This window comes from Thalassotalea ponticola (assembly GCF_041379045.1).
In the GTDB taxonomy this organism is placed as follows: Bacteria; Pseudomonadota; Gammaproteobacteria; order Enterobacterales; family Alteromonadaceae; genus Thalassotalea_A; species Thalassotalea_A ponticola.
In genome coordinates, this window is the sequence record NZ_CP166871.1 from 1330804 (window position 1) to 1356028 (window position 25225).

A 25225-nucleotide genomic window follows, 5' to 3' on the forward strand; every position below is an offset into this window, starting at 1 on the left:
GCCGCGATGGTGGTGTTTGCATGACGTAAATTCCACCATCGTTGCAGTGCTACCGTCTGTTTCGTCGCCTGCTCTGTAAGTGTATTGTCGATAGTTACATAACGAGGGTTCATTCGACAATGACGGTTGCCGTTGTGTGGCGACGCGCAACATTATTTGTATCTCAAAGAACGACACGTCCTAGCTTATTAATTTTACAGATAAATGATAGATGCTTGGCACAAAGCCACGTATAATTTGCATTAGTTAAATTAATCAACAAATCACCTTCGTTATGTCAAATCGCTTGCCTCCTCTCAATGCATTAAAGGCGTTTGAAGCCGCCGGCCGTCACTTGAGCTTTACCAAGGCTGCAAATGAGTTATATGTGACCCAAGCGGCGATATCACATCAAATAAAAGCGCTTGAAAATTTTTTGGGGATAAAGTTGTTTAAGCGCAAAAATCGGATGTTATTGCTCACCGAAGAAGGGCAGTCGTATTACCTTGATATTAAAGACGTGTTGAACGCCCTGCACGACGCCACACAAAAGCTATTGGCGCAGGGCGAGAAAGGGGCGATTACCGTCAGTGTTCAACCGAGTTTAGCGATATTGTGGCTGGTGCCTAAATTGAGCGAGTTTCATCGCCGTTATCCCGGGATCGACGTGCGTATAAAAGCCGATGATGAGAAAACGGGTAACTTAGTTGAGGGCGTTGATATTGCTTTTTATTACGGCAAGGGGCCTTGGCCTAGCGTGCATGCGCAAAAGATCTTTACTGAGTACTTATTACCTGTGTGCTCGCCAGCGCTGCTAAGCACTGGTCACGGCTTGATTGAGATAGATGATTTAGAGCAGCAGACTTTGCTCCACGACTCATCGCGAAACGATTGGCGACGATGGTTTAAATCGTGCGGTAAAACGGCGAAAAAGGTCGAACAAGGGCCTATTTTTAGTCACTCGGCGTTAGTGTTACAGGCGGCTATTCACGGTCAAGGCGTGGCATTGGTCAACAATACCCTCGCCAAACCAGAGCTCGATGCAGGGCGCCTTGTTATGCCGTTTGAACACGTGTTAGTCAATAGCGAATCTTATCACATCGTCTGTCGCAAAGAGCACATTCAAACACCGCGCATAGCGCAGTTTATCGACTGGGTGTTAGACACCGCGGCACAAGAGCAGTTTACACCTGAGGATAGTGAATAAATGAAATTTGAAGACGATTTGCAATGGCAAGTCGACCTTGCCGAGCAACCGATTGCGTCTATTATCTTGGCCCATGGTGCAGGCGCTGATATGGATAGCCCATTTATGCAAACCATCAGTCGCGGTTTGGTTGCCAATGGCATTAATGTGTACCGCTTTAACTTTCCCTATATGCAACAACGGCTGATTGATGGTAAGCGACGACCGCCGAATAAAATGGATGTGTTGATTGACAGCTTTATTCATCGTGTGGCGCGCTACGATCATTCGCTGCCGTTATTTATCGGCGGTAAGTCGATGGGGTCTCGCGTGGCGGCAACGATTAGCGCGCGCGATAAAGTCTGCGCGGTGATCGCTTTGGGTTATCCATTTCACCCCCAGAAAAAGCCTGAAAAAACGCGTTTAGAACCGTTACAAGCGACATCCAAACCGGTACTTATTCTCCAGGGGACTCGCGATCCGTTGGGCACCCAAGAGGAGATAGCCAGCTACGGTTTAGGCGAACACATTGAGGTGCGATTTTTTGACGATGGAGATCACGATTTAAAACCGCGCGTGCGCTCCGGTTTTACACATCAGCAACACCTACAGGATGCGGTCGCACAGATTCGCACCTTTATTCAGGAGCGCGTATGAGTCGAATGTTGATAGCGGCCTTTATCGGTATTGTTGGCGCGAGCTTGGTACTGTTTAGTGCTTGGTTGTCGCATCAAACTACCTCGTTTTCAGCCGATGCCACCAGTAATTTGATCATTGCCATTAGTTTTGCGTTTATCCACTTATTGGCGCTTGTTGCTTCGTTGACTTATTACCAGCAACACTGGTCAGCTAAATTGGCCTGTTATGGGTTTTTAATTGGCATCTTGTTGTTTAGCGGTTCTATTATTATAAAAAGCGTATTTGCGATTTCGCTGGTCGCCGGTGTTACCCCGCTTGGCGGTATCGCCTATACGCTCGGTTGGCTTAGCTTAGCCATTGCTTTAGGAAAACATCACTTATGAACGCGATTTACTTGTATTGTCGTCCCGGGTTTGAAAACGAATGTGCTGCTGAAATTCAAGAAAAAGCGGGTTGGAATGAAATTTATGGCTTTATAAAGTTAAAGAAAAACCAAGGTTTAGTTGAGTTTCACGTATATGATGCGAGTCAGGTTGATGTGTTGATGCAAAAGCTACCGTTGACGCGCCTTATTTTTACTCGTCAGTGGTTTGCCGCTATCGGCGAGCCGTTAGAGCTTCCCGAATACAATCGGGTTGAAGCCATTTGTGAGGCACTCGGCGACGAGTTTCACTACGAAGATTTGCGCGTTGAAACGCTTGATACCAATGACGGTAAAGCGCTGAGCAAGTTTTCGCGAAAACTGTCGGTTCCTTTGCGCCAAGCGCTGAGAAAGCAGGGCGTTCTCGCGGCTAAAGAGCAAGCAGAACACACTAGAGGCGCGACCAATTTACACGCGCTGTTTTTCTCGGGGCAGTTAGTTCAATTGGGATACAGTTATATCGCGAACAGTTCAATTCACCCAATGGGCATTGCTCGGTTAAAGTTCCCGAGTAAAGCACCGAGTCGCTCAACGCTTAAACTCGACGAAGCATTTTTGTATTTTATTCCTCGTGATGAGTGGGATACGCGTTTGGCATCTGGGCTCAATGCGGTTGACTTGGGCTCGGCTCCTGGCGGTTGGACGTATCAACTGGTACGCCGCGGCATGATGGTTAAAGCCGTCGACAACGGGCCAATGGCCGATAGCTTGATGGAAACCGGGCAAGTGAAACACTACCAACTCGATGGCTTTAAATTTCGCCCGTCGAAAAAGAATAATTACTGGCTCGTCTGCGACATGATTGAAAACTCTACTCGAGTGGCGAAGTTAATGGCCAGTTGGATTGTTGACGGTGATTGCAAAGAAGCGATATTTAATCTCAAGCTCAAGCCGGGCAAAAATCGCTATCAACAAGTGATGAAAAACTTAGCTCAGATAAAAGATGTGTTATCCGATAACGATGTGTGGTACGAAATGTACGCCAAGCATTTGTATTATGATCGAGAAGAAGTCACGGTTCACGTTAGGGTGTTAAATCAGCGCTAAGCGCGCTTTAACCAACGCGAAAACGAAAAAGGGAGCCTTAGCTCTAATGCCGTTCACTTAAGGTGAGCGGCATCTTTATTTTTAGGGTACCGTGTTGGTCTTGGTTTCACGGTTCTTGGAAATGTTCTCCCCCGCCGTGGCTCCAGTATTAGGCTATCAGCCATGGAGTAGAAGTGCTTAAGCTGGCGTGGAATCGCTCCTGGTGAAGAGTACGGTAATCCGACGAGTAGCCGCATTACATGCGCCAAACTTCCGTTGAAGCTCAACTGGTATGGAAGGTAATTCCCTTTGAGCGTTTGACACATTTTTACCATCTGATATCGAATTAGGTTGTAAGTCAGAAGTATTCCCCAGAGTTCTTGCTTTACAAGCTCTGGCAACCTGCTTCTCAGCGTTAACCTATTGCCAAGCATATATTGTTTTTGCTCTCGATATCCAAGTTCAATCTCCCATCTATGGCTATATAAATCGCCGATATCGGCTGAAGGATATCGCATAGGGTCAATCATTGACGTGAGTACACTTTGACTTTTGCCGTTTATTTTTCGCGTAATCAACCTTACTTCAATATCGTTCGGAAGCTCTGGCCACAGCTTCCTCGCTCTGGGATTTGAGGTCAGTCGAACCAGTTTGTCATTACGACCAAGGCTTCTGATAACGTCATATTGAAGGTTCTTCTTCAGTGGTATTAGCCAGTGTCTTTCATTTCCTGTAGATTGCCATTTATGCAATAGCCCAAGAGAATAAAACCCTCTATCAAATAATGTCAGACTGTTATCGGGTGTCGATTCTATTAGCTTCTCGGCTAATACCATCTCATTCACGGTATAATCATCAAACGCGCTTCCTGTAATTAAGTGGCTACTTAATTCCATTTGGCACACCATTCTCACTTGAGGGTATTGTGTGTTAGTCGGTTTCGTATATGCGCTGTTGTTTTCTTTTGAGTCGTCTGTCCGCCATACAACACCATCGACTCCAAGCAAGGTTAATCCATTCCAATGAGGGTGCTTAGCTTCTTTGTTCCAACGTTTTTGTGTACAGTCAAATAAAGCTTTCATAGCTGCTTCGCCAAGATTCTTGCGACGCTGAGTCAAAGCGCTAGGAGCAACAAAAGGTTTTCCATCTCTATCTACTATATCTAGCATGTTTACAACGTCAGCCATCGATTTATCGTTGTATATAGCCATTCCAATCAATAACCACGCCATAGACTCTAGAGTGAGCTTACGTTTTCTTAAGGTGACCGTTTCTGTCAGTTCATATGCTTCTTCAATCAACTCAAGTGGTAATAAATCAGCTAATGTTTCGACTTGGCTAGGCCTAAAGTGGTTAATTGAGTCGAGAGCGGTAGAAAGTTGCATAAAAAAATCCGTAATCAGAAAACTGATTACGGATTTTGCATGATCGTTTAGATCGGTCAACCGATCATTTTCTTAACTGATCGGCATTAGAGCCTTAGCTCCCTTTTTTACAATCAGTCATCAGGTGGCTGATTATAAACGCTCTAATAGCGCCTCAGTGAAATCTGTCGTACCGTGCTCACCACCTAGGTCGCGGGTTGTGCGATCGCCAGATTCGATAACCTCTTTTAAGGCGTTGCGAATTTTAGTCGCTTGCTCAGTCATACCTAAGTACTCAAGCATTTGGATCGAGGCGAGAATAACTGATGACGGGTTGGCTAGGTTTTTGCCAGCGATGTCTGGCGCACTGCCGTGAACAGCTTCAAAAATCGCACAGTCTTTACCAATGTTAGCGCCAGGCGCCATACCTAAACCACCAACAAGACCCGCACATAAATCAGAGATGATGTCACCAAATAAGTTTGTCGTTACGATAACGTCAAACTGCTCAGGGTTCATAACCAATTGCATACAACAATTATCAACGATCATTTCTGCTGATTCGATATCTGGGTAGCGCTCACCAACTTCACGAGCTACTTTTAAGAACAAACCCGATGTTGACTTAAGGATGTTGGCCTTGTGCACAGCGGTAACTTTTTTGCGACCTTCTTTACGAGCAGTTTGGTAAGCAAACTCAACAATGCGCTCAGCACCTTCACGGGTAATTTGACTCATTGCTTCAGCTGTTTGACCGTCTTCTGATACCACTTGACCTAAGCCAGAGTACATACCTTCGGTATTTTCACGGATGGTTAAGATATCAATATTTTCGTAACGAGCACGGGTGCCTTTAAATGACAAAACAGGGCGTAAGTTAGCGTACAGTTTGAACTGCTTGCGCAATGTTACGTTGATCGAGGTAAAGCCTTCTCCAACTGGGGTTGTCAGTGGGCCTTTTAAAGTGATCTTGTTTTTCTCGATCAACTTTAACGTCTCTGCTGGTACTAATTCACCGTGTTTTTCTAGCGCAGCTAAGCCTGCATCGGCAAATTCGTATTCAAAATTACAACCGGCTTTGTCTAATACTTTCAAACATGCATCGATAATGCTTGGACCAATACCATCGCCTGGGATTACTGTGATCGTTTGTTTTGTCATGTTAAATGCCTTTATTTAGCTAAGAGGGGCGGTATTTATGCTAATTATAGTCGATAGGGTACGAGTAACCTTCAATAGCAGTAGACAAAAAAACCGCCTAAAATTTTTAGGCGGTTTTATATCAAAATTACTCGGTGATTTCTAGTTAGATTACTCAATTTAACCGAATTTTCACGTTTTTTCGTTGGGTTATCGCTCAGTTTAGTCAAAATTGTAGTAAAGTAACAAAACTAAACGTTTACCAGTCTGCGCGGCAAATCAGCTCTTTACCGGTTCGTTTTCGTTTGCTTGAGGCGTTTGTTCAAAGGTAGCGACAAAGTTCTTGAAGTCCTGATACGCGCTATCGCCAATACCGATCAATGTGCCGTTTTTAAACAGTAAGGCAGTACATTCGTCTTGCGTGGTTTTGCCGTCTGAATGACGATGCTGAGTGCGGTAAAAAGTAACTTGATAGCTATCGTCGTTTACCTTCTTCGCCTCGGTGATATCCGGACTACCGATTTCAGTTAAAATTGTATTCAAATCAGTCATGTCCAATTGCAAATTGGCGATATATTGGCGGTTAAACCCTTCTCTTTCGTCCCATTGTAATTGGTCTGGCTTATCTTCGTAGTAATGTAGTAGGCCGTACGCAAAGGCGCCATATATTGCCATGGCGACGACGATCCACATAATCACTCTGCTATTCATGTTACTGTTATCCTTCCTGTGTTGCTGTAGTACTTAGTTGTGCGCTGGTGTGTGGCAAGCGAATATCTTTTAAATTAAATCCAAGTGGAATATCTTTTTTCAGTGTTAATAGCTGTTGGTACAATTTGATTTCCATCTCGTGCTCTTGCAAGGCCTTGCGCAAGGTGATTTTTAAATCGTTCGCCGAGAGAATACTAGTCAGTGAGCCGTATTTAGCAAGTAAATCAACCGCGGTGATCGGCCCGATACCACTGACCCCTGGAATTTTATTGGTGGCATCACCTGTTAGCGTCCAGTAGTCTACCAATTGCGCCGTACTGACGTTGAATTTGCTGCGCACTGCGGCTTCGTCAATGTAGCGTTTGTTAAAGTAATCGTAGACCTTGATGTGCGGACCAAGCAACGGCAAAAAACCTTTGTCGGTGGAAATTATCGTTGTGTTTTGACCGCGCAATGCCATTTTTACCGCCAATGTTGCAATTAAATCATCGGCTTCATCGTGCTCTGACTCGAGCGAGTCTACACCGTGGGCTAAAAAACCATCTTGCATATCGACTAAGCTGTTGGCCAAATGCGTTGGCATCTTTTTGCGGCCTTTTTTGTAATCGCTAAATAACTTGTGACGCCAACACTCTCCTTGGCAGTCAAAAACCGCGAGTGCATGTGATGGCTGGTGTTGAGTTAGAATGCGCTGTAATGCGTTGCTCGTATGCACCTTAGTATTATGGATGATTTGCGATATCGTGTTTTCTGACAGTTGATCTAACATCGCATAAGGGCGCTCCTGAGCCGCATATATCCGGCGGATCAGGTTCATGGCATCGATGAGAACTAAATGAGCTTGCATTATTGCTATCTAAATCCGTGTTATTGAGAAACTATGTTATAGCATGGCGTATATTCGCCTTGAAGTTTCATTCGCTGTTGTTTTACAAATGATGATAACAGGTTATCCATGTGTGTCATAATTTCTTTATCACCAGATATTTGGTATGGACCGTGCTCGCGAATGTGCTTGACCCAATCGGGCTTTACGTTGCCGGCAACAATGCCCGAAAACGCCCGCCGTAAGTTAGCCGCTAGTTCATTTATCGGCATATTTTTAGTCAAGGTTAAGTTTGCCATGTTATCGTGGGTCGGTTCAAATGGTTGTTGGAACTGCGGTTCAATTTCTAAGGTCCAGTTGTAGTGATATGAATCGCCCACGGCTTTGCGATAACCGATCACTGATTCTATGTGATCTTTTAAATATTGAGCGACTTGCTCGGCATCATCAATAATAATTTGATATAGATTACGAGCATCAGCACCCAGCGTTTGGGCGATAAAATTATCTAGCTCAGCAAAGTACTGTGCCGACTCCTTTGGCCCTGTAAGTACGATGGGTAATTTTTGCAGTTTATTTTCAGGGTGTAATAAAATCCCTAATACATATAGCAATTCTTCGGCGGTACCAGCACCACCTGGAAAAATGATCAAGCCATGACTCAGGCGGACAAAGGCTTCGAGTCGTTTTTCAATATCGGGCATAATCACCAATTCATTAACTATGGTGTTTGGCGGCTCTGCGGCGATGATACTTGGCTCTGTTAAGCCGATATAGCGGCCCAGCCCGTTGCGCTGTTTGGCATGGCCAAATGTCGCGCCTTTCATAGGCCCTTTCATAGCCCCTGGACCACAGCCGGTACAAATATTCATGTGTCGCAAGCCTAATTCATAGCCGACTTCTTTACAGTAGGCATATTCACTAAGGTTAATTGAGTGACCGCCCCAACACGTGACTAGGCCAGGCTCACTATCGAGTTTAATCGCATCGGCATTGCGAATGATGTCAAACACGGTGTGCGTGGTCAGATTTTGCGTGGTCGGTTCTGGTTGGCATAAATACCGGCTGGAGATAAATAAAATATCGCGCAAGACAGCGGATAATTGCTCTTGAATACCGCGAATAATAGTTCCGTCAACAAACGCGTGCGACGGTGGGTTGATCAAGCGCAGTTTTACCCCTCGCTCGCGTTTGAGTACTTGAATTTCAAAATCTTTGTAGGTTTCGTAAATGGCTTCAGCATCATCGGTGTCACTGCCAACATTGAGAACTGCTAACGAGCAGTTGCGATACAACTGATACAATTCTGAATTCGCTGATTGCTGTAATAAATCGACTTCAAGCGGTGATAACAGGCACATATTGCCAACAGGATTTAATTCGATTTGCATAGGCACCCCTTAGATACGACTGGCGCAAAATGGTCGCTATAATCCGATAGCGGGAAAACCAAGTGACAAAATGATTTATTCTGAGTATGACTTTGCCTTGGTCTAATTTTTATTTTAGTGCAAATAAAAATTGGCACAAGAGATAATCCATTGAATCACTAATATTTTTTACTCTAAGTTATTGTTATAAATTTGAAATTTATAGAGAGATAAGGATGGTAAAGAGGGAGGGAAGACCGTCAGCGGCTATTTTTTCTATGAGTTAGCTCACCAGATTAGCACGAGAGTATCAATACCGCCGTTTAATACAAAATGCGCTTGGTCAGGCTGAATCGGGTTAACCTTATTGCCATGAGGTTATGCGGTGTTTGTCTGCGCTTGGCAACACCGCATAGTAATTCCCCTTGGCTGATAGTGGCTACTGGCGCAATGTTCTGTTTTGCGGAGCGACAGCGTGCTCGGTTGAGCGATATGGATTAATGTCTAAGCCACCGCGACGGGTATAGCGAGCGAACACGGTCAGCGATTTGGGACGACAAAACGCCATGATGTCGGTGAAAATTCGCTCAACGCATTGTTCGTGAAATTCGTTGTGTTGGCGAAAGGAGATAATGTAACGAAGCAATTTTTCCCGATCAATGGGGTGCCCAGTATAGCTAATGTAAACGCTGCCCCAATCGGGTTGATTGGTGATTAAACAGTTTGACTTTAACAAGTGCGATACCAATTGCTCACTCACTTGTGCGTCGTTGGCATTGGTTGATGCGGCTAATAAATTGCGGTCAAATTGGTAGTTGTCTATGGCTATATCGATGTCGTCAATGCAGCTCGCGTCAATATCGGCTATGGCTAGTGCAGGGCATTGATCTACGGCAAAAAGCTCGACGTTGACACTGGCGTTAGCGGTTGCCGATAAATCTTTACACAGGGTTTCTTGTACCTGTTGCCAATTGTCAAAACGCGTTTGGTTAAAACTATTTAAGTACAGTTTAAACGACTTCGATTCAATTAAGTTGTCGCTTTCACAGGGGATGCGAAATTCTGCCACCGCCACCACCGGCTTTCCCTTAGCGTTTAGCCATGACAACTCGTAGCCATACCACACATCCTCTCCTTGAAATGGCAATGGCGCCGAGACGTTAATATCGTCGCGATTGAGCGAACGGGGCACGGCTTGTAATAATTGCGGTGAATATTCGCTGGTATAGTCAGTAGTTTTCCCTAAGACCAGTGATTTTAGTTCATCGCGGTTTGAATATTTCGACATAAGCTAACTTTTTGATGGTATTAAAAATGATAGGTTCGGTGTAATATGAGTAAATCGTCATATATACAGTGTATTTTAGCCTATGAGTTCATTACAAAAAAGCCTAGTAAACTTTGCAAATGATTATATTGCCTTCTGTCAGCAACAACACGGTGGGTTACCGCGTGTTGAGCATGACCCAAACTGGCCATCTGAGTGCGAAATAGGCGACGTTGACGGCGACAATATGTCAGCATGGAAACCGGTTCAAATTAGCGACAACTTATCGTTTGATAACGTTGAAAGTGCCTTAGGTATCAGTTTACACCCCGACATTAAGCAGTTTTTTACCGCGATCTACTCGGAGGCGATCCCGTGTGATTGTGATGAAGGCGCCCTTGAGTTGCTATTTGCATGGAGCCGTGAAGACTTTGACCGCTTACAGCAAAACCTCATTGGTCACGTGTTAATGAAACGCCGACTTAACCAAGCGGACACAGTATTTTTTGCGGTCACCGATGCCGAAGAGATCAACCTAGTGATTAAAAACGACAGTGGTGAGGTTTGGGCTGAACCGGTAGGGCTTGAGCCGAATAAATTTGTCGCCGAAAGTCTGGAGGCCTTTTTAGCTCAACTGCGCTATCGAGCAGAGCCTCTGTAAGTAAACTCTACTCGCAGCGAGTTTTCTCGTCTGTTGCTATGACTAACAGGCGATTTAGTTTCCCTTAATAGCAAGGCGTTGACCCTGTGATAACCTGTGTATGTTATTGCGGTAAGACTATACAACGACAATTCGTGTGGCGACATTTTTAGCCCCGCTGTTTTTTTAATTCGTCAATTTGCTTCGATAACGCATCGATTTGCTGTTGCAGCGGGCGGATAGCTTCACTAATGCGCTTATCTAGTGGGTCTTGTGTTGCATCTGTGGTCTGCTCTTTACGCGGATCAAGCGCCACGTCACCTAATGCGGGATTTTTTTGCCAAGCTTGTAAGCCTTTAATAATTACCGCCAATGGCGTGCCCGCCGCAAGCCTCGCTTTTAGCAAAGCAACCGAGGGCGTTTTATTTTGTTTTTGTAGCGCGCTACACGCTTGATAGATCTGTTGTAGAGTATCCATAATTTTAAATTGCGTAAAATTGTTGTCAAATTGGCAAAATAATAGCGAGTTTCACTAACAATGTCACCTGAAGAATCTTTAGTTGATTTGTAAGTTTTTAAAAATCAACATGTTATGAAAGTTGGCAAGCTTATTGTATTAATCTAAAGTGATGACATCAGACTACGCCTTTTTTCACTGGCTAGTTTATCAAAAATAAACAAAAAATTAGAATTACCGATTAAGAGAGAAATACGATGAAAAAATCACTATCTGCTTTATTAGTTATTGCGCCATTGGTTGTGACGTTACCAGGGTGTATTGTTGTTTCCACCGATAAAGATGGTGAATCTATTCACTTTAACCGGGCTGATACTGAGTATGAAAATCGCAAAAAAATTGCCCAGCTGCAGATTGGCACCCCATATCAGCAAGCTTTGGAAATGATGGGCGTGGCTGACTTTAGTGAAGTTTATGAAAAAGATGGACAAACCATACAAGTACTTTTTTATCGCACTAATCGCAAACAGGCGGATGGCATGACCACCAAAGACGAATGTACGCCGTTGGTTTTTAAGCAAGGAAAATTAACATCTTGGGGTGATAGCGCGTACTTGCAAATTTAATTTAAGCGTCTATACTAAAACACAGATGGGGTCAGTGCTGGTAGCAATAGCAGCGTTGGCCCTTCGCTTTTCTGGCGCATTTATCCTGTCAATCCTCCATAAAATTGTCAGTTGGCAAGCACGCAATCTATAAAGCACATACATATACTGTGTCGTGATTGGCGACATCAACTATTGACTTACTACTTCTAGACCAGCAGATCTTTTTGGTACAAATTTTGTTCAACCTAAATGATTTCTGATCAAAATAGCTGTCATACAGCATAGTCATCTATGTAAATATCAGATATTACAGAGCAGGGAGAATTTAGGCAGACCTCTGTGGGCAGCGTTTTTTTTTAAATTTCTGCTTTGTTAACGCCTATTTGTTTAGATGACTTAACGTTATAGTCATTGCCTTGTAAAATTCGCAAACAACTCGCTGCAAAAATGAACAGCAAAGATCAACACGTCCGAGTTTATGATCAATAGATATGGCCGCGATGATTAACCGATCAGCGCAGCATACTGTCTAATACATCAACAACCTCACACCAATCTGAGTCCTGTTCTATCGCCTGTTGTAAAAAACGCGCTTGCGAGTCACTCCAAAATGGAGCGTCTGATAAATGCATGTCGCGCGGCAAGCCCTTGTTATGCTCAACAAAAGCTTGCATTGCTTTTGGGCTGCTTTCAAGGCCAAGTTGCTCAAATAAAAGTTCAAGTGAATGGTGCGATAAATCCATGCTAGACCTCATAACATCTATTGCTCTATGAGCGAAAATAATTAACGTATTAACACCTTTGCAGTATAGAAAATTTTTAGCTTTAGACCAATATTTGACTTGCCGACATTTTGCGTAGTATGTTTAAATTTTAAACATTAATAGCACTTGTGTTCAGCGATATTCGATACCGGGCGTCAGTGTTCAGTTATGCAAAAGGAGAGTTGACCATGAATGATGTGCAATTAAAAACCGACGCTGATGTTCGCGCTGCTTATCTTAGCGCCGCCGAGCTCAAGCTAGCGGCATCACTTATTTTTCAAGCGTATCACGATGATCCGGTGTTTATGGCGATATTTGACACGGGGAGTGGTGATTATGAGCAAAAGCTCAGAGGCGCGATTCGCGAAGAATTAGCGGCGTTTTGGCAAGCGCAACAACCCATCTTGGGGCTTTATAGCGGTGAAGCCTTGGTTGGCGTCGCCTGCCTGCATTGTCCTGATAGCGGTTTCAGTTCTGAGCGCTTTTGGCATTGGCGTTTAAAAATGATGCTCTCGGCCGGCTATGTATCAACCAAGCAAATGATTGAGAAAGAGAACAAGCTGATCGACGCTGTGCCGTTTAAGCGGTTTCACATATTGTCATTTATTGCCATTCACCCATTACATCAGCACCACGGCTTTGGTCATTATTTGATGGCAGCGGTTAACGCCACTTTTGCCGATGATGCCGAATCAGAAGGGGTAGTGGTATATGTCACCACGCAAAAATATCAGAGTTTTTTTGATGAATGCGACTACCAGACTCTTACTCAAATCAGCGTCGGTGAGGTAACCGGTCCGGTAATGGTGCACTATCGTGGTGAGTAATACCAACGCAAACAAATATGCTAAGCGAGAGCAGAATGACAAACAAGCAAACCGTGAGTAAAACGGCATACCAAAGTTTTCACGAATTTTATCCATTTTACTTATCGCAACACCAAAACCCAAGCTGCCGAGCACTGCACTTTGCCGGCAGTGCGTTAGTACTCGTTATACTCGCTTATGCACTAGTCACGTCCCAATACCAGTTGCTGTGGTTGTTGCCCTTCGTCGGTTACGGCTTTGCTTGGATAGGCCATGCCTTTTTTGAACGCAATAAGCCGGCAACGTTTAGCTATCCGCTGTACAGTTTTATTGGTGATTGGGTGATGTTTTTTCAACAAATTGGCCGATTGGTGTCTGCTATTTTTAAGCGCTAAATAGGGCTGCGTGCTATTGATTACCTTTGCCAGATTGTAATTTTGTTAGCACCGGTTATACCTTATTTATATGTCAGTTAAAAACAATAATGAGACAGTTTTATGATCCGACCATTATGCTTGTTGATCTTGTGGTTTACCTTGGCGTTTTATGCCACGTTTCAAGCGGTGGCAGAGCAACAATGTGTTAGTTGCCATAAAACACAAGTAGAACAATGGCAAAGCTCACATCACTATCACGCAATGGGCAAGGCGTCTTTAACCAAGGTGTTGGGTAATTTTGATAATCAAACGCTCGAATACCAGCAACAGGTTGTGCGATTTTTTAGCAAAGATCAGCAACTAATCATCGCAATGCCGGATTTAACCGGCAAACTCACCGAGTATCCGGTTTTATACTCATTTGGCTACTACCCGCTACAACAATATATGTTCGATATGGGCAATGGTCACATTCAGTTGTTTCCCTTTGCGTGGGACTCTCGCTCTAAAGAGCAAGGTGGTCAACGATGGTTTGTATTGCACCCTGAACAACAACCGCATGATTTATTCCACTGGTCGCAGAAAGGTCAAAATTGGAATCACATGTGCGCTGATTGCCACTCGACAGAGTTTAAAAAGCACTACGACATAAATAATAATTCATTCGACTCCACGTATCGCAATATCAACGTCAGCTGTCAAGCATGCCACGGTGATGCGACTGAGCACGTAACTTGGGCTCAAGGCGACCAGCGGTCAGTAGACAAAGGTTTTAAAGTCAGCCTAAAGGCCAAAACATCAGCATTTTTACGTCAACCGGACGGTAGTTTAGTCAGCGCCGAGCCATTGGTGAATAGCGAACAGGTACAGGTGTGCGCCACCTGTCATGCCCGCCGCTCTCAACTTGCTGATCGAACCCAACCGGATCAGTTTTTTGAGCAGTTTAGAGCCGCGCTACTGACACCCGAATATTACCACGTAGATGGTCAAATTTGGGATGAAAACTACGTGTGGGGCTCATTTTTGCAAAGTAAAATGTATAACAAAGGAGTGACTTGCACCAATTGTCACAACCCTCATTCAGGTGATCTCAAATTAGCGGGTAATACAACCTGTACTCAATGTCATGATGCACCACTATACGATACGCCAATTCACCATGGCCATAAGCCAGAATCCAAAGGCAGCCAATGCGTCGATTGTCACATGCCGGCCACTACGTATATGAAAGTCGATGCAAGGCGTGATCACAGCTTTCGCGTTCCGCGTCCTGATCTAACGATTAAAACCAAAGCGCCAAATGCCTGTAATAGTTGTCATGATGATAAAACTGCGCAGTGGGCCGTAGACAGTATTAAACAATGGCATCCAGCATCAAAATACATGGCCCAAGAGCACTTTTCGTTAGCGTTTCACGCATCCGATAATCGCATGCCAAATGCGTCAGCGATGTTAACTCAAATTGTACAAGATCAGCGAGCACCTGACATTGTGCGTGCCTCGGCGTTGAATAGACTGGTGACTAGTGCGGATAAAAACGCCATTATCGCAATCACTCGAGCGATTAAAGACACCGAGCCGCTTAAGCGTCAGGCTGCTATTTTCGCCGCACAAGCTTTTGATATTCAGCATCGCTGGCGGATGATCAACTCGTTATTGGATGATAATTTGCTCGCAGTTAGAGCAGAAGCCGCTCGAGTATTGTCGCCAATGTTGCTCGAAAATGAGGCTAACTCATTATCAGAGCATGACATCACCCGACTCAACAAAGCGCTTGAGGAATACAAGTCGATTCAAAAGTATCAGGCCGAACGAGGCTTTTCTCATACCAATTTAGGCAATCTTGCGTTGGCTTTAAATCAACAAGAGCAAGCAAAACAGCACTATTTAAAGGCCATTGAAATAGAGCCTATTTATATTCCTGCCTATATCAATTTAGCCGACCTTTACCGGCGCCAAGCAGACGAGGGGGCTGCTCAGCAGGTGTTGCGACGCGGGTTAAAGGTTGATTCAACTAATAGCGATCTCAATTACGCATTGGCAATGGGGCTTATTCGCCAACAACAAAAATCGCAAGCGTTGGAATATTTAGCGAGAGCGTCAAAGTACGCCAACGACAATCCTCGCTTTCACTACGCGTATGCACTGTTATTACAAGATATGGGCGATTTGTCACGAGCGCTTAATGCGTTTTACCAAGCGTTCAAACTAAGCCCGAACAACCCTGATATCAGCTATAGTTTGACCCAAACACACTTGGCCTTGCGACAATATGACCAAGCTTTAAAATACGCAAACCACTTGTCGACATTGGTTCCTAACAATCGGCAGATTGAACACTTGATTGAACAGATAAAGCTAATGAGCACAAATCACTAGATCATAAATGGCTACGTTAATACTTGCGGTTTTGACTTGCTCTTCGCGGGTGTAAGTCGAGTATGTAACGCAGGAACGCGCTAGGATTTGTTATCGACAGGTGAGCATAGGGCAGGTGAAGCGTATAAATAAAAAGCCACCAGATACTCAGGTGGCTTTTGTTTATACGTGTATTTACATGATTAATGTGAGCGTTAATGGCCGTGATTTAATGACTTCGCTTTCTCTATTGCCTCGTTAATGTTCAACGACGCTGCCTCTTGACGAGGTGGGAATTTAGAAAATGTTTTCACGTGCTCGGTTAAGCCAGAAATAATCGGCTGCATGATCCAACTTTTGCGCATCACTTGATGGAAACCGGTCACCCCGTCGTAGTGTTCCATGGGGTCTTTGCGCAAGTTAAACAATTTGGGCATGCTGTGGGTAACCATATCGTCGTAATACAACCCGGTCGGTTTGGTTGCAAAGTGCATTTTCCACGGACCAAAACGCACTGCGGTTAATTGCGACTCGTAATAGTAAAGGAAGAAATTTCGAGCTGACTTATCGGTTTTGCCCGTCCAGTAGTCTAAATTATTTTCGCCGTCGATATACACTTTGTGTGATTTAGCAAGCTTACTGCGCAGATCTTTTTCTCCCAATGCCGCCGCAATAGTAGGGAAAACATCTTCGTGCGATGAAATACCATTGAGTTTTAACCCTTTAGGGATTTGTTTGGGCCAGCGAACCAAAAATGGTACGCGAACAGCACCTTCCCAAGTTGTCATCTTCTCACCTCTAAACTTGGTGGTGCCGGCATCAGGCCAGCTAGAACTCTCAGGACCGTTGTCACTGGTGTAAATAACAATGGTGTTGTCGGCAATTTTTAACTCATCCAGTTTATCGAGTAGTTGTCCTACATGACCGTCGTGTTCCATTAAGCCACTACCAAATATATCTTCTTCAGAGCTAATCCCCGTGGCTAAATGACGGCTTTCTGGTTTTAAATGGGTATATACGTGCATGCGACTTGTTGCATGCCAAATAAAAAACGGTTTACCGGCTTTTACTGCGCGCTCCATAAAGTTTAACGAACGCTCTAAAACTTCTTCGTCGAACGTTTCCATGCGTTTGCGCGTTAGTGGGCCTGTATCGATTATCTTGCCGTTGGCGTACGATTCAATCACACCTCGAGGTCCAAACTTTTTGATAAATTTGGGATCTGTTGGATAGTCAGCTTGCTCAGGCTCTTCTGACACATTTAGGTGATATAGATTGCCGTAAAACTCGTCAAAACCGTGTTTGGTAGGTAAATGTTCGTCTAAATCACCTAAGTGATTTTTACCGTATTGAGCGGTCATGTATCCGCGGTCTTTTAAATACTCGGCGAGCGTGGGGTCTTCTTCTTTAATACCAAGAGGGTTACCAGGCTGGCCGACCGTGGTTAAACCGGTTCGAATAGGAAGGGCGCCCATTAAAAACGCCGCTCGCCCAGCCGTACAGCTAGGTTGGGCATAATGATCGGTAAACAAGGCACCTTCATTGGCGATGCGATCAATGTTGGGAGTGGGGTAGGTCAACCCGTGTGAATAGGCACTGAGCGATATCGGTGCCACATCGTCTACCATGATGGCTAATACGTTAGGCTTGTCATCTGCGGCTGTACTGGCGGTAGATACCAGAGCAAACAGCGCTATAGATAGTAATTGTTTCATAAGTTTTCCTCAGGATTTAACGGACAACTTCGCTCTACGTTGATAATTATAGTCAATTTTTGTCATTGTTTTAGTTGTTAAAAATACTAAAAGGCGAGCCATTTTGAGCCCTATAAAGTCGAGTTCAAACCGAGTCAAACTTAGTAAAACTGTTTTTTTAGCATCGTCACCATCGAGGCTTGTTTGAGGTGTTTATAGCCTGTTTTCGGCATCTCTTATGGTGTCATTTACAGTTTTATCAATACATGCCACAATCTTGGCAAACATTAAGTTTGTTGATCAGTAATGGATTCACTTAGCGTCGTCAATTTAATTCAGTCGGGCACAATAACCGTGAGTATCTTAGGGTTCTTGTTATTGTGGCGAATAGAACAATTTAAGGGCATCGCTTTATTGTTATGCCTTATCGCACTGGCGTGTTTGATTAATATAGTAGAAGAAACGGGTATCACCCGAGATTGGTACTTGATAAGCCCGCTATTTATTATGCTGTTTGGTCCAGCAACGTATTTGGCGGCTAAGATCGCGTTTAATCGTCATTTAACCAAACGAGATTATTGGCACTTGCTACCAGTACTATTGGCATTGCCATTCACCTCTTATGTACACATTATTATTGCCGTAGGTACAGCCTGGCGGGTGATATACGCTTTTATTACCGCGACCATGTTAGTTAAATATAAATTGTACATAGATGAGCAGCGCTCAGACGCCGATGAGTATTCTCTTAATTGGCTGGTGTGGTTGCTTGTGATAACAACCTTATTTAATTTAGTTGACCTTGCCAGATTGAATTTACAACCTGTGTTGCCATATGAATTGAATGTGTTCGGGCAGGGCGTTAATAATCTCGTCTGGTTAATAGCTAGTATGGTGCTCATCTACAAATTTTCACGTTTTCAAGGTTTACCCACACCCAGTGAGCGAGACGCGAAACAGGGCAATGAGGAAAGCTCTAATGACACAGAGTATCAGTCATTATTTACAGAGTTAAACCAGCTTATCGTCGACAATCAATGGTATTTAACTCCGCGCTTGACGCTCGCGCAAATCAGCGAATTAACGGGCATACAAACTCGAGATATATCGCGCGCGATTAATTTGCACACCAAGAAATCGTTTAACGAGTACATCAATCAATTTCGAGTTAACACCGTATGTGAAAAACTGCGAGTTAACGGTGGCGCGTCATTAACGGATATTGCTTTCGATGCAGGGTTTAGCTCGAAAGCATCGTTTAATAAAGTGTTTAAACAGCTCACTGGAAAAACGCCATCGGAATACAAACTAAGCCTAGGATCGTGATTATCACCAGCTAAAATCACGATCCTAGACGCGCTTAACAGACTGACATGTTAATTTCTCAACAAGATTTTAGAGGAGTTAACAATGAAATTACCAACCTGTATAACAACAGCTTTGCTGTCGGCCTTTTTGATATTCGCGAGCGCTGTATCGGCGCCATCTGAGCAAAGTGACAATAGCTTTATCATAAGCAATGTGAATATTGTTGATGTTGAGCATCGGCAGATACTGCACAATCGAAGGGTTTATGTAAAAGACGGTATCATTGAAACCATTGTTAGTGAACAAGAGCGCGATGTTAAAGCACCTGTTGACGGCATAAAACACTATGACGGTGATGGCGGCTTCCTTACCCCAGGACTGATCGATATGCACGTACATATCTATGAACCGGCGGCTTATTTGATGACCTTAAGCCATGGCGTGACTCATGTCAGGGTGATGAATGGTGTGCCAAAACAATTGCAATGGCGCGACCAAATAGCGACAGGAGAGATGCTCGGCAGTACTTCGACCGTGAGTAGTCCAATAATCTCTGGTGACAAGGACGCGCTTTTGCAGCACGGTGTAGACACCGCCGAGGAGGCTAAATACGCGGTGGCGACATACCACAAACAAGGCTATGACTTAATCAAGGCTTATGGCAGTCTCAATCAACAGACACTGAGTGCCATTGTCCAAGAGGCAAAGGCGCGTAATATGCCTGTGGCAAAACACGGTCCTCACGCATCGGGTGATATGCCGCTCACCGAACTAACCGGCTTGCAATCGTTCGAACATGTTGAAGATATTTATCAAGGACCTTTGAATCACCAGTTAAATGGGGATAAATTGCCCGCTATTGCCAAACAGATCAGCACAGTAAAGGTACCCGTTACGCCAACATTGAACATTTTTTACCAGCTGACAAAATTGAGTAATGAAAAACATCATTACCTTGAACAACAACCACTAAAGTACACACCGAGTATTATTGAGTTTCAAGCCAAAAGAGATCAGGTAAAACGTTGGTTAACCTCATCAAATCAGATGGCCGCACATAACTTGCGGACGATGGAGTTTTTACAACAGGCAACAAAGATTCTCAACCAACACGGGGTTGAGCTACTGGTGGGGTCGGACTCTGGTGTTTTGTTATCACCTCATGGTATTGCCACACATACCGAAATGCAACTGATGCAAGAGTCGGGTTTGACTAGCTTTGATGTATTAGCTGCGGCCACAGTAAATGCCGCGAAGGCGTTAAAACTAGATACGCAAATGGGCAAGGTAGCACGCTCATTTAACGCTGATTTTATCTTTACAAAAAGTAATCCAATTGACGATTTAACAACCCTTAAACATCCAGCAGCGGTGATCAAAAATGGCCACTGGTACTCTCGCCAGCAACTCAGTGCGATGCGTGATAAAGCTATTGAGGAGCGAAGCCTTTGGCAAGAGTTTACTACTTTGCTTGAGGCATTGTAGTGCTACCGCCCTAAAGCCTTAAAGCCCTAAGGCCCTAAGGCCCTAAAGCTTTAAAGCCTTAAAGCCTTAAAGCTCTAAAGCCCTGTAAGCTTTAGATGGTTCCGTTTATTGGAGTCGAACTGTGCTGTTATCTTAGCGACTTATTACAAATCAGTAGCTCAGTTTGATGAACGACAAACACAGAAAAGCCCCAGTATTACTACTAGGGCTTATTGTATAAATGGTGCCGACCCGATTCGGGCATCCTGCTTCATTCTAACTCCTGCATCCATGCAGTCGTGCCAGAGATAGCTCCGTTGTCGTCATCCTGAAACAAAAAAAGCCCCCAACTTACGTTGAGGCTTTCTTCGTTTTAAATGGTGCCGACTATCGGAGTCGAACTGTGCTGTTATCTTAGCGACTGATTACAAATCAGTAGGGCGGTTTGATGGATGACAGATACAAAAAAAGCCCCAACTTACGTTGAGGCTTTCTTCGTTTTAAATGGTGCCGTTTATTGGAATCGAACTGCGCTGTTATCTTAGTGACTGATTACAAATCAGTAGGGCGGTTCGATGGACGACAAACACAAAAAAGCCCCAGTATTGCTACTAGGGCTTATTGTATAAATGGTGCCGACTGCCGGAGTCGAACTGGCGACCTACTGATTACAAGTCAGTTGCTCTACCAACTGAGCTAAGTCGGCACACAAAACTGTGTGCAGTAACAGCAATGTATTATTGCTTATACTTTGGCACCGTTAACCGTGATAATCACCATTAACAAAATATGGTGCCCAGAGGCGGAATCGAACCACCGACACGGGGATTTTCAATCCCCTGCTCTACCGACTGAGCTATCTGGGCGTGTCCTGAAGACGGGCGCTATTAAACTGTTTTTCGTTGCATAGGTCAACACTTTTTTTTAAAAAATATTTCGATCGCTTAAAAATAGTTCAATTACGCTGTTTTTTCGTTAACTGAGGGCCAATTAGTCATATCAGTGGCCAAAAAGTGGCCACTGAGGCGGTAAAGACGTTAAATAGGTATAGCGCATGTTTGATACGCTTTGCACGTCACTTAATACTTTTTTGCCACTGACAGTGTAACACTGTTGTACGTCGAGCGCCGCGCAAACTGCTGGGGCCTTGAACAAATCATCGACAATACTAAAAGCGATAACCAAGCGTTACTTCAAATTGCTCCATAGACAAGCTTATTTGTTGCTGTTGATTGGCAGGGTGTAAACCGCTGATCTGTTTTTTAGGAGAATGCATCACGCTTAGAGATAGCGCATCACCATTGTTTAGTTGATATTCGTAGCCAGCGGTGAAATGCCATTCTTGCACGCCAGGGGCGAGGATATTAAATAACACTTCTGTTTGCTCAATCGGTTGCTTGCCGTAACTTATCCCAGCGCGAAAGGTACCTTTGGCAAGGCGATAAGCTAAACCTGCTTTTGCAACCCTCATGTCTCGCCAACCAAATCCCGGCCCGTACTTGGCACCTAAAAGGTGATCTGTGCTACCCATCATGATCTGCGCAAATGCCGGCATGAAACCATGACCAATTGCGTTAACATCGGCGTATTTAATGGTTTGATGGTCGAGTGTTAACAGCAAATCGCCTTGCTGCCACGCCACGCCAACGTTCCAAGTGGTAGGAACATCGAAGCGCCCTTGCTCGGCAAACAGTCCGCTATATTTATCAAATTTGGTAACCTCTAAAATATCTTGATAGCTAGCGCCCAAAGTCATCTGCTCACTCACCCTGTGTGCAATACCGATACGGTACCCATAACCATAGCTATTATCGTAACCTCGGTTTGACACGGCGTCGGGATTTGCTGAAAAGCTCGCAAAACTGGTAAGCCCTTCGGCTGAGAATCGCTGATATACCGCAATGGGGGCAAAGCCGATTTGGGTTCGCTGATCGACTTTATAAGCGAACGAGGCGGATAAAAATAGCTGCGACAGATCGACGCCGGTATTGCCAGCAGCAAATACCGATTTTGCGTAACTGGTATTCATACCACCTTGGGCAAAGGCGGCGATATTCATTGCCCAGCGATCGTTCAGCGTGGTTTTATAGCCAATGTTTGGGATCGCAAAGCCAGTTTTTCCCGATGTCGTGCTACCGAGTTGCAGTGGCATTTGTTGTGCGGGAATATCTTGTGGTTCAGTACCAGATACGGTGAATTTACGGTCAGGTAAAAACAAACTTAAATCAATACTCATTTGGTCTTCTATTTGCCAAATACTGCCTGGGTTGTAGGCCCCAGCTATGGCGTCTTGAGCCGCAGCGGTCGTTGCACCGGCCATTGCCGCGCTGTTGTGGCCATAGCCATGGCGAAAGTAGCCATTGGTCGCGAAAACTGAGCTTGATAACAGGCTACCGAGAATAACTATCGACATACCTAAATTTAACTTCATTATATATACCTAAAAATTCGAATTGGCGCGAATTGTATAGCTTTTGGTTATATAGGTATAGGCTGGTTATAGACTCGAGTCGTCTATCTAATAACCGATTTTCATTGAGTGCACAGCTACGTGATAACAGCGCCAGTGTTGTCACTATAAATTTAGGCTGATTTACCACGGCCAATATCGGTGACATTTCATGGGGCAGAGTAAACACCTAATTTGCAGTCATCGCTCAGCGCTCGAAGGTAACAGCGCTCGAGGGCGTGCAAAAAGTGATATGTATGTTATATAAACAGCAGGGAGAGATGGGCGCGTGTCTTTACATGGCTAAGTGACACGCGCCAATGATTGAACGCTAAAACACATACGCAAAAGCTTATGTGCCCAAGCTTAAGCGAAAAAGATCAGGCTTTGCTTTCAGGGACATAGCCTTCAATTTTCGGCTCTTTTCCTTCAAATAAAAACGCCACCATGGTTTGTTCAAGAAACTTTCTATCTTCGGCATTCATCATTGATAACTTGTGCTCGTTGATCAACATGGTTTGTTTCTTTTGCCAAATTCCCCAAGCCTCTTTGCCGATGTTATCAAAAATGCGCTTACCAACGTCACCAGGGTAAAATTGGAAATCTAGGCCGTCGTCTTCTTTTTTAAAGTGTTGACAAAATACTTTTCGACTCATTGTTATCTCTACTTATGGGCAGGGTTTTGCAGGTTATCTAACAGCACTTTTGCCGGGGCAGACAGACCTACGTTCATTGGTTGGCTTAAATGGTACCAAAGCTGGCGATTATTTTCATTAATATTTGCTGTGTTTGCCAATGGCGTAACATCAACAATAAGCGGGGTTATATCAAGGTGAAAATGTGAAAATGTATGGCGAAAGGTGTCGAGCTGTTGCTCTGAACTTGCCTGTAAACCAAGTTCTGTCAATTTTTGTTGCAACTGTGACGCATCGGATAACTCGTAAAAACTATACAGCCCACCCCAAATCCCCGTCGCAGGGCGCTTGTACATTAATATTTGCTGCTCTTGCCTTAACAACAACATAGCGGTTTGTTTAACCGGCTTGTCCTTTTTCGGCTTTTTACCAGGGAAGTTTTTTTGTTGACCGTGAAAAAACGCCTGACAATCGTCTTTTAATGGACAACTGACACATCCTGGATTTGAGCGGGTACACACCATAGCTCCTAAATCCATCATCGCTTGATTGTACTGTTGCACGCAAGCTGTTGGGGTGAGTTCTTCCGTTAATTGCCACAATTGCTTTTCAAACCGCGCTAACCCAGGATAGCCTTCAACCATGTGAAAACGAGCCAACACCCGCTTTACATTACCATCTAAAATGGGGTGGTGCTGACCCAAGCTCAACGACAAAATGGCTCCCGCCGTGCTTTTGCCAATACCCGGCAGGGCCATCACTTGTTCTATGTCGACTGGAAACTGCCCGCTGTAATCGTCTCGCATAATTTGCGCCGCTTTGTGTAAATTGCGCGCTCGGGCGTAATAGCCCAGCCCTGTCCAGTGGTGTAATACGTCATCTTGCGGGGCGTTAGCAAGATCGATAATGGTTGGGAATGATTGCATAAAGCGCTGATAGTAGGGAATAACCGTGGCAACTTGAGTTTGCTGGAGCATGATTTCAGAAATCCATACTCGATATGGGGTTTTATTTTGTTGCCAAGGAAGGTCTTTTCGACCTTGTTCGTCGTACCAAGTCAGCACTTTGTCACTAAATGACATATTCGGGGGTTCTCTTTTTATCGCTTGTGCCGGCTTGCTTTTCAATGCCTGCGTGAATTGCGCCAGTGTAACCAAATCGACAAAGAGAAAAAAGTGCGCATCTTAAATTGGCTCAGGTAAAACTTGGCAAATCGGCGTTTTGAAACTATTCTTGCGCCATATTCACTGTGTTTAGGTAAGGTGCCATGATTGTATTAGACAAAGCGAAAAACCGCAGTCGCCGTTTGCGCAAAAAACTGCGCGTTGATGAGTTTCAAGAATTGGGGTTTGATGTAACCTGGTCATTTGCCGACTCAACCACCAGTGAAGACATCGATATGTTTATCGATCAATTTTTTGCCGAGGCCATTGAACCGCACGGACTCGGCTTTGGCGGTGAGGGCGATTTGCATTGGAGCGGTTTAGTCTGTACGCAAAAGCTCGGTAAGTGCACAGAGGAAGATCGCCAACGGGTAGAAAAGTGGCTGGTCGAACACGGCGCACAATCGGTCGTGGTGTCACCGCTTTACGATGTGTGGTGGTCGTAACAGAGCTTTTGACAGACAGGCTAATGTCGTTGTGTTTCAGCGGTAAGGCTTTATAATACGCGCCGTTTTCATTTTTTATGCAATGTTATTGACGTTAACCTGTCTAACAATCGAAATAATATAGAGA

General features: G+C 44.4%; 24 protein-coding genes and 2 tRNA genes. 12 read left to right on the plus strand and 14 right to left on the minus strand.

Going from position 1 to position 25225, the window contains the following annotated elements:
- Positions 1-274: 274 nt before the first annotated feature.
- The 4 genes from ACAY30_RS05710 to rlmM are packed head-to-tail and all read left to right on the plus strand — an operon-like array spanning position 275 to position 3272.
- Positions 275-1186 (plus strand): transcriptional regulator GcvA, encoded by a 912-nt coding sequence (locus ACAY30_RS05710; protein ID WP_290250413.1) that lies wholly within the window; start codon positions 275-277, stop codon positions 1184-1186.
- Positions 1187-1822 carry an alpha/beta family hydrolase gene (locus ACAY30_RS05715; protein ID WP_290250412.1) on the plus strand — a complete coding sequence of 212 codons (636 nt, stop codon included), beginning with the start codon at positions 1187-1189 and terminating at the stop codon, positions 1820-1822. It abuts the gene before it with no gap.
- The gene (locus tag ACAY30_RS05720) at positions 1819-2187 is read left to right on the plus strand and encodes a DUF423 domain-containing protein (RefSeq protein WP_290250411.1); all 369 of its coding nucleotides are present in this window, start codon (positions 1819-1821) and stop codon (positions 2185-2187) included. Before ACAY30_RS05715 ends, ACAY30_RS05720 begins: the two co-directional genes overlap by 4 nt.
- Positions 2184-3272, plus strand: a complete 1089-nt coding sequence (gene rlmM / locus ACAY30_RS05725; RefSeq protein ID WP_290250410.1) for a 23S rRNA (cytidine(2498)-2'-O)-methyltransferase RlmM — start codon at positions 2184-2186, stop codon at positions 3270-3272. Before ACAY30_RS05720 ends, rlmM begins: the two co-directional genes overlap by 4 nt.
- Positions 3273-3325: 53 nt before the next feature.
- Here the strand turns inward: rlmM and ACAY30_RS05730 are convergent, their stop codons facing one another.
- The 6 genes from ACAY30_RS05730 to queF form a co-directional block, all read right to left on the minus strand.
- Complete coding sequence (locus ACAY30_RS05730; protein WP_371189879.1) at positions 3326-4636, minus strand: IS4 family transposase; 1311 nt, start codon at positions 4634-4636, stop codon at positions 3326-3328.
- 132 nt (positions 4637-4768) lie between these two features.
- The gene (locus tag ACAY30_RS05735; RefSeq protein ID WP_290251447.1) at positions 4769-5776 is read right to left on the minus strand and encodes an isocitrate dehydrogenase; all 1008 of its coding nucleotides are present in this window, start codon (positions 5774-5776) and stop codon (positions 4769-4771) included.
- A gap of 258 nt (positions 5777-6034) precedes the next feature.
- Positions 6035-6466, minus strand: a complete 432-nt coding sequence (locus ACAY30_RS05740; RefSeq protein WP_290251448.1) for a DUF3192 domain-containing protein — start codon at positions 6464-6466, stop codon at positions 6035-6037.
- A gap of 7 nt (positions 6467-6473) precedes the next feature.
- Positions 6474-7313: a flap endonuclease Xni gene (gene xni / locus ACAY30_RS05745; protein WP_290251449.1), complete on the minus strand. Its 840-nt coding sequence runs from the start codon at positions 7311-7313 to the stop codon at positions 6474-6476.
- Positions 7314-7333: 20 nt separating this feature from the next.
- Complete coding sequence (ppnN, locus tag ACAY30_RS05750; protein WP_290251450.1) at positions 7334-8683, minus strand: nucleotide 5'-monophosphate nucleosidase PpnN; 1350 nt, start codon at positions 8681-8683, stop codon at positions 7334-7336.
- A 418-nt stretch (positions 8684-9101) separates the two neighbouring features.
- The gene (gene queF / locus ACAY30_RS05755) at positions 9102-9950 is read right to left on the minus strand and encodes an NADPH-dependent 7-cyano-7-deazaguanine reductase QueF (RefSeq protein WP_290251451.1); all 849 of its coding nucleotides are present in this window, start codon (positions 9948-9950) and stop codon (positions 9102-9104) included.
- Between the two features lie 82 nt (positions 9951-10032).
- On the opposite strand from queF, the gene syd reads away from it, so the two are divergent.
- Positions 10033-10590 carry a SecY-interacting protein gene (syd, locus tag ACAY30_RS05760; protein ID WP_290251453.1) on the plus strand — a complete coding sequence of 186 codons (558 nt, stop codon included), beginning with the start codon at positions 10033-10035 and terminating at the stop codon, positions 10588-10590.
- Positions 10591-10738: 148 nt separating this feature from the next.
- Here the strand turns inward: syd and ACAY30_RS05765 are convergent, their stop codons facing one another.
- Entirely contained in the window at positions 10739-11047 is a 309-nt protein-coding gene (locus tag ACAY30_RS05765; RefSeq protein ID WP_290251454.1) for a hypothetical protein, read from the minus strand.
- 236 nt (positions 11048-11283) lie between these two features.
- Between ACAY30_RS05765 and ACAY30_RS05770 the strand changes: the two genes are divergently transcribed.
- Complete coding sequence (locus ACAY30_RS05770) at positions 11284-11652, plus strand: DUF3192 domain-containing protein (RefSeq protein ID WP_290251455.1); 369 nt, start codon at positions 11284-11286, stop codon at positions 11650-11652.
- Between the two features lie 494 nt (positions 11653-12146).
- Here the strand turns inward: ACAY30_RS05770 and ACAY30_RS05775 are convergent, their stop codons facing one another.
- Positions 12147-12377 carry a DUF2789 domain-containing protein gene (locus tag ACAY30_RS05775; protein ID WP_290251456.1) on the minus strand — a complete coding sequence of 77 codons (231 nt, stop codon included), beginning with the start codon at positions 12375-12377 and terminating at the stop codon, positions 12147-12149.
- 209 nt (positions 12378-12586) lie between these two features.
- On the opposite strand from ACAY30_RS05775, the gene ACAY30_RS05780 reads away from it, so the two are divergent.
- From ACAY30_RS05780 to ACAY30_RS05790, 3 genes are all read left to right on the plus strand, one after another.
- Complete coding sequence (locus tag ACAY30_RS05780; protein WP_290251457.1) at positions 12587-13225, plus strand: GNAT family N-acetyltransferase; 639 nt, start codon at positions 12587-12589, stop codon at positions 13223-13225.
- Positions 13226-13260: 35 nt separating this feature from the next.
- Positions 13261-13599 (plus strand): DUF962 domain-containing protein, encoded by a 339-nt coding sequence (locus ACAY30_RS05785; protein WP_290251458.1) that lies wholly within the window; start codon positions 13261-13263, stop codon positions 13597-13599.
- Positions 13600-13701: 102 nt separating this feature from the next.
- Positions 13702-15960 carry a tetratricopeptide repeat protein gene (locus ACAY30_RS05790; protein WP_290251459.1) on the plus strand — a complete coding sequence of 753 codons (2259 nt, stop codon included), beginning with the start codon at positions 13702-13704 and terminating at the stop codon, positions 15958-15960.
- 194 nt (positions 15961-16154) lie between these two features.
- Here ACAY30_RS05790 and ACAY30_RS05795 read toward each other — a convergent pair whose 3' ends face one another.
- A complete protein-coding gene (locus ACAY30_RS05795) occupies positions 16155-17654 on the minus strand; it encodes an arylsulfatase (RefSeq protein WP_290251460.1) in 1500 nt (499 codons plus the stop codon).
- Between the two features lie 285 nt (positions 17655-17939).
- Here ACAY30_RS05795 and ACAY30_RS05800 point away from each other — a divergent pair, with 285 nt between their 5' ends.
- Entirely contained in the window at positions 17940-18959 is a 1020-nt protein-coding gene (locus ACAY30_RS05800) for an AraC family transcriptional regulator (RefSeq protein WP_290251461.1), read from the plus strand.
- An 84-nt stretch (positions 18960-19043) separates the two neighbouring features.
- On the plus strand, positions 19044-20426 hold the full coding sequence (locus tag ACAY30_RS05805) for an amidohydrolase family protein (protein WP_290251462.1): 1383 nt from the start codon (positions 19044-19046) through the stop codon (positions 20424-20426).
- Positions 20427-21035: 609 nt separating this feature from the next.
- Here ACAY30_RS05805 and ACAY30_RS05810 read toward each other — a convergent pair.
- The 5 genes from ACAY30_RS05810 to mutY form a co-directional block, all read right to left on the minus strand.
- Positions 21036-21111 (minus strand) — tRNA-Thr (locus ACAY30_RS05810).
- A gap of 84 nt (positions 21112-21195) precedes the next feature.
- Positions 21196-21271, minus strand: a tRNA-Phe gene (locus ACAY30_RS05815).
- 302 nt (positions 21272-21573) lie between these two features.
- Entirely contained in the window at positions 21574-22836 is a 1263-nt protein-coding gene (locus ACAY30_RS05820; protein ID WP_290251463.1) for an OmpP1/FadL family transporter, read from the minus strand.
- 398 nt (positions 22837-23234) lie between these two features.
- Positions 23235-23510, minus strand: coding sequence for an oxidative damage protection protein (locus ACAY30_RS05825; RefSeq protein ID WP_290251464.1), 276 nt, complete (start codon positions 23508-23510; stop codon positions 23235-23237).
- A gap of 8 nt (positions 23511-23518) precedes the next feature.
- A complete protein-coding gene (gene mutY / locus ACAY30_RS05830; RefSeq protein WP_290251465.1) occupies positions 23519-24571 on the minus strand; it encodes an A/G-specific adenine glycosylase in 1053 nt (350 codons plus the stop codon).
- 185 nt (positions 24572-24756) lie between these two features.
- On the opposite strand from mutY, the gene ACAY30_RS05835 reads away from it, so the two are divergent.
- Complete coding sequence (locus ACAY30_RS05835; RefSeq protein ID WP_290251466.1) at positions 24757-25098, plus strand: 50S ribosome-binding protein YggL; 342 nt, start codon at positions 24757-24759, stop codon at positions 25096-25098.
- The last annotated feature ends 127 nt before the right edge of the window (positions 25099-25225 follow it).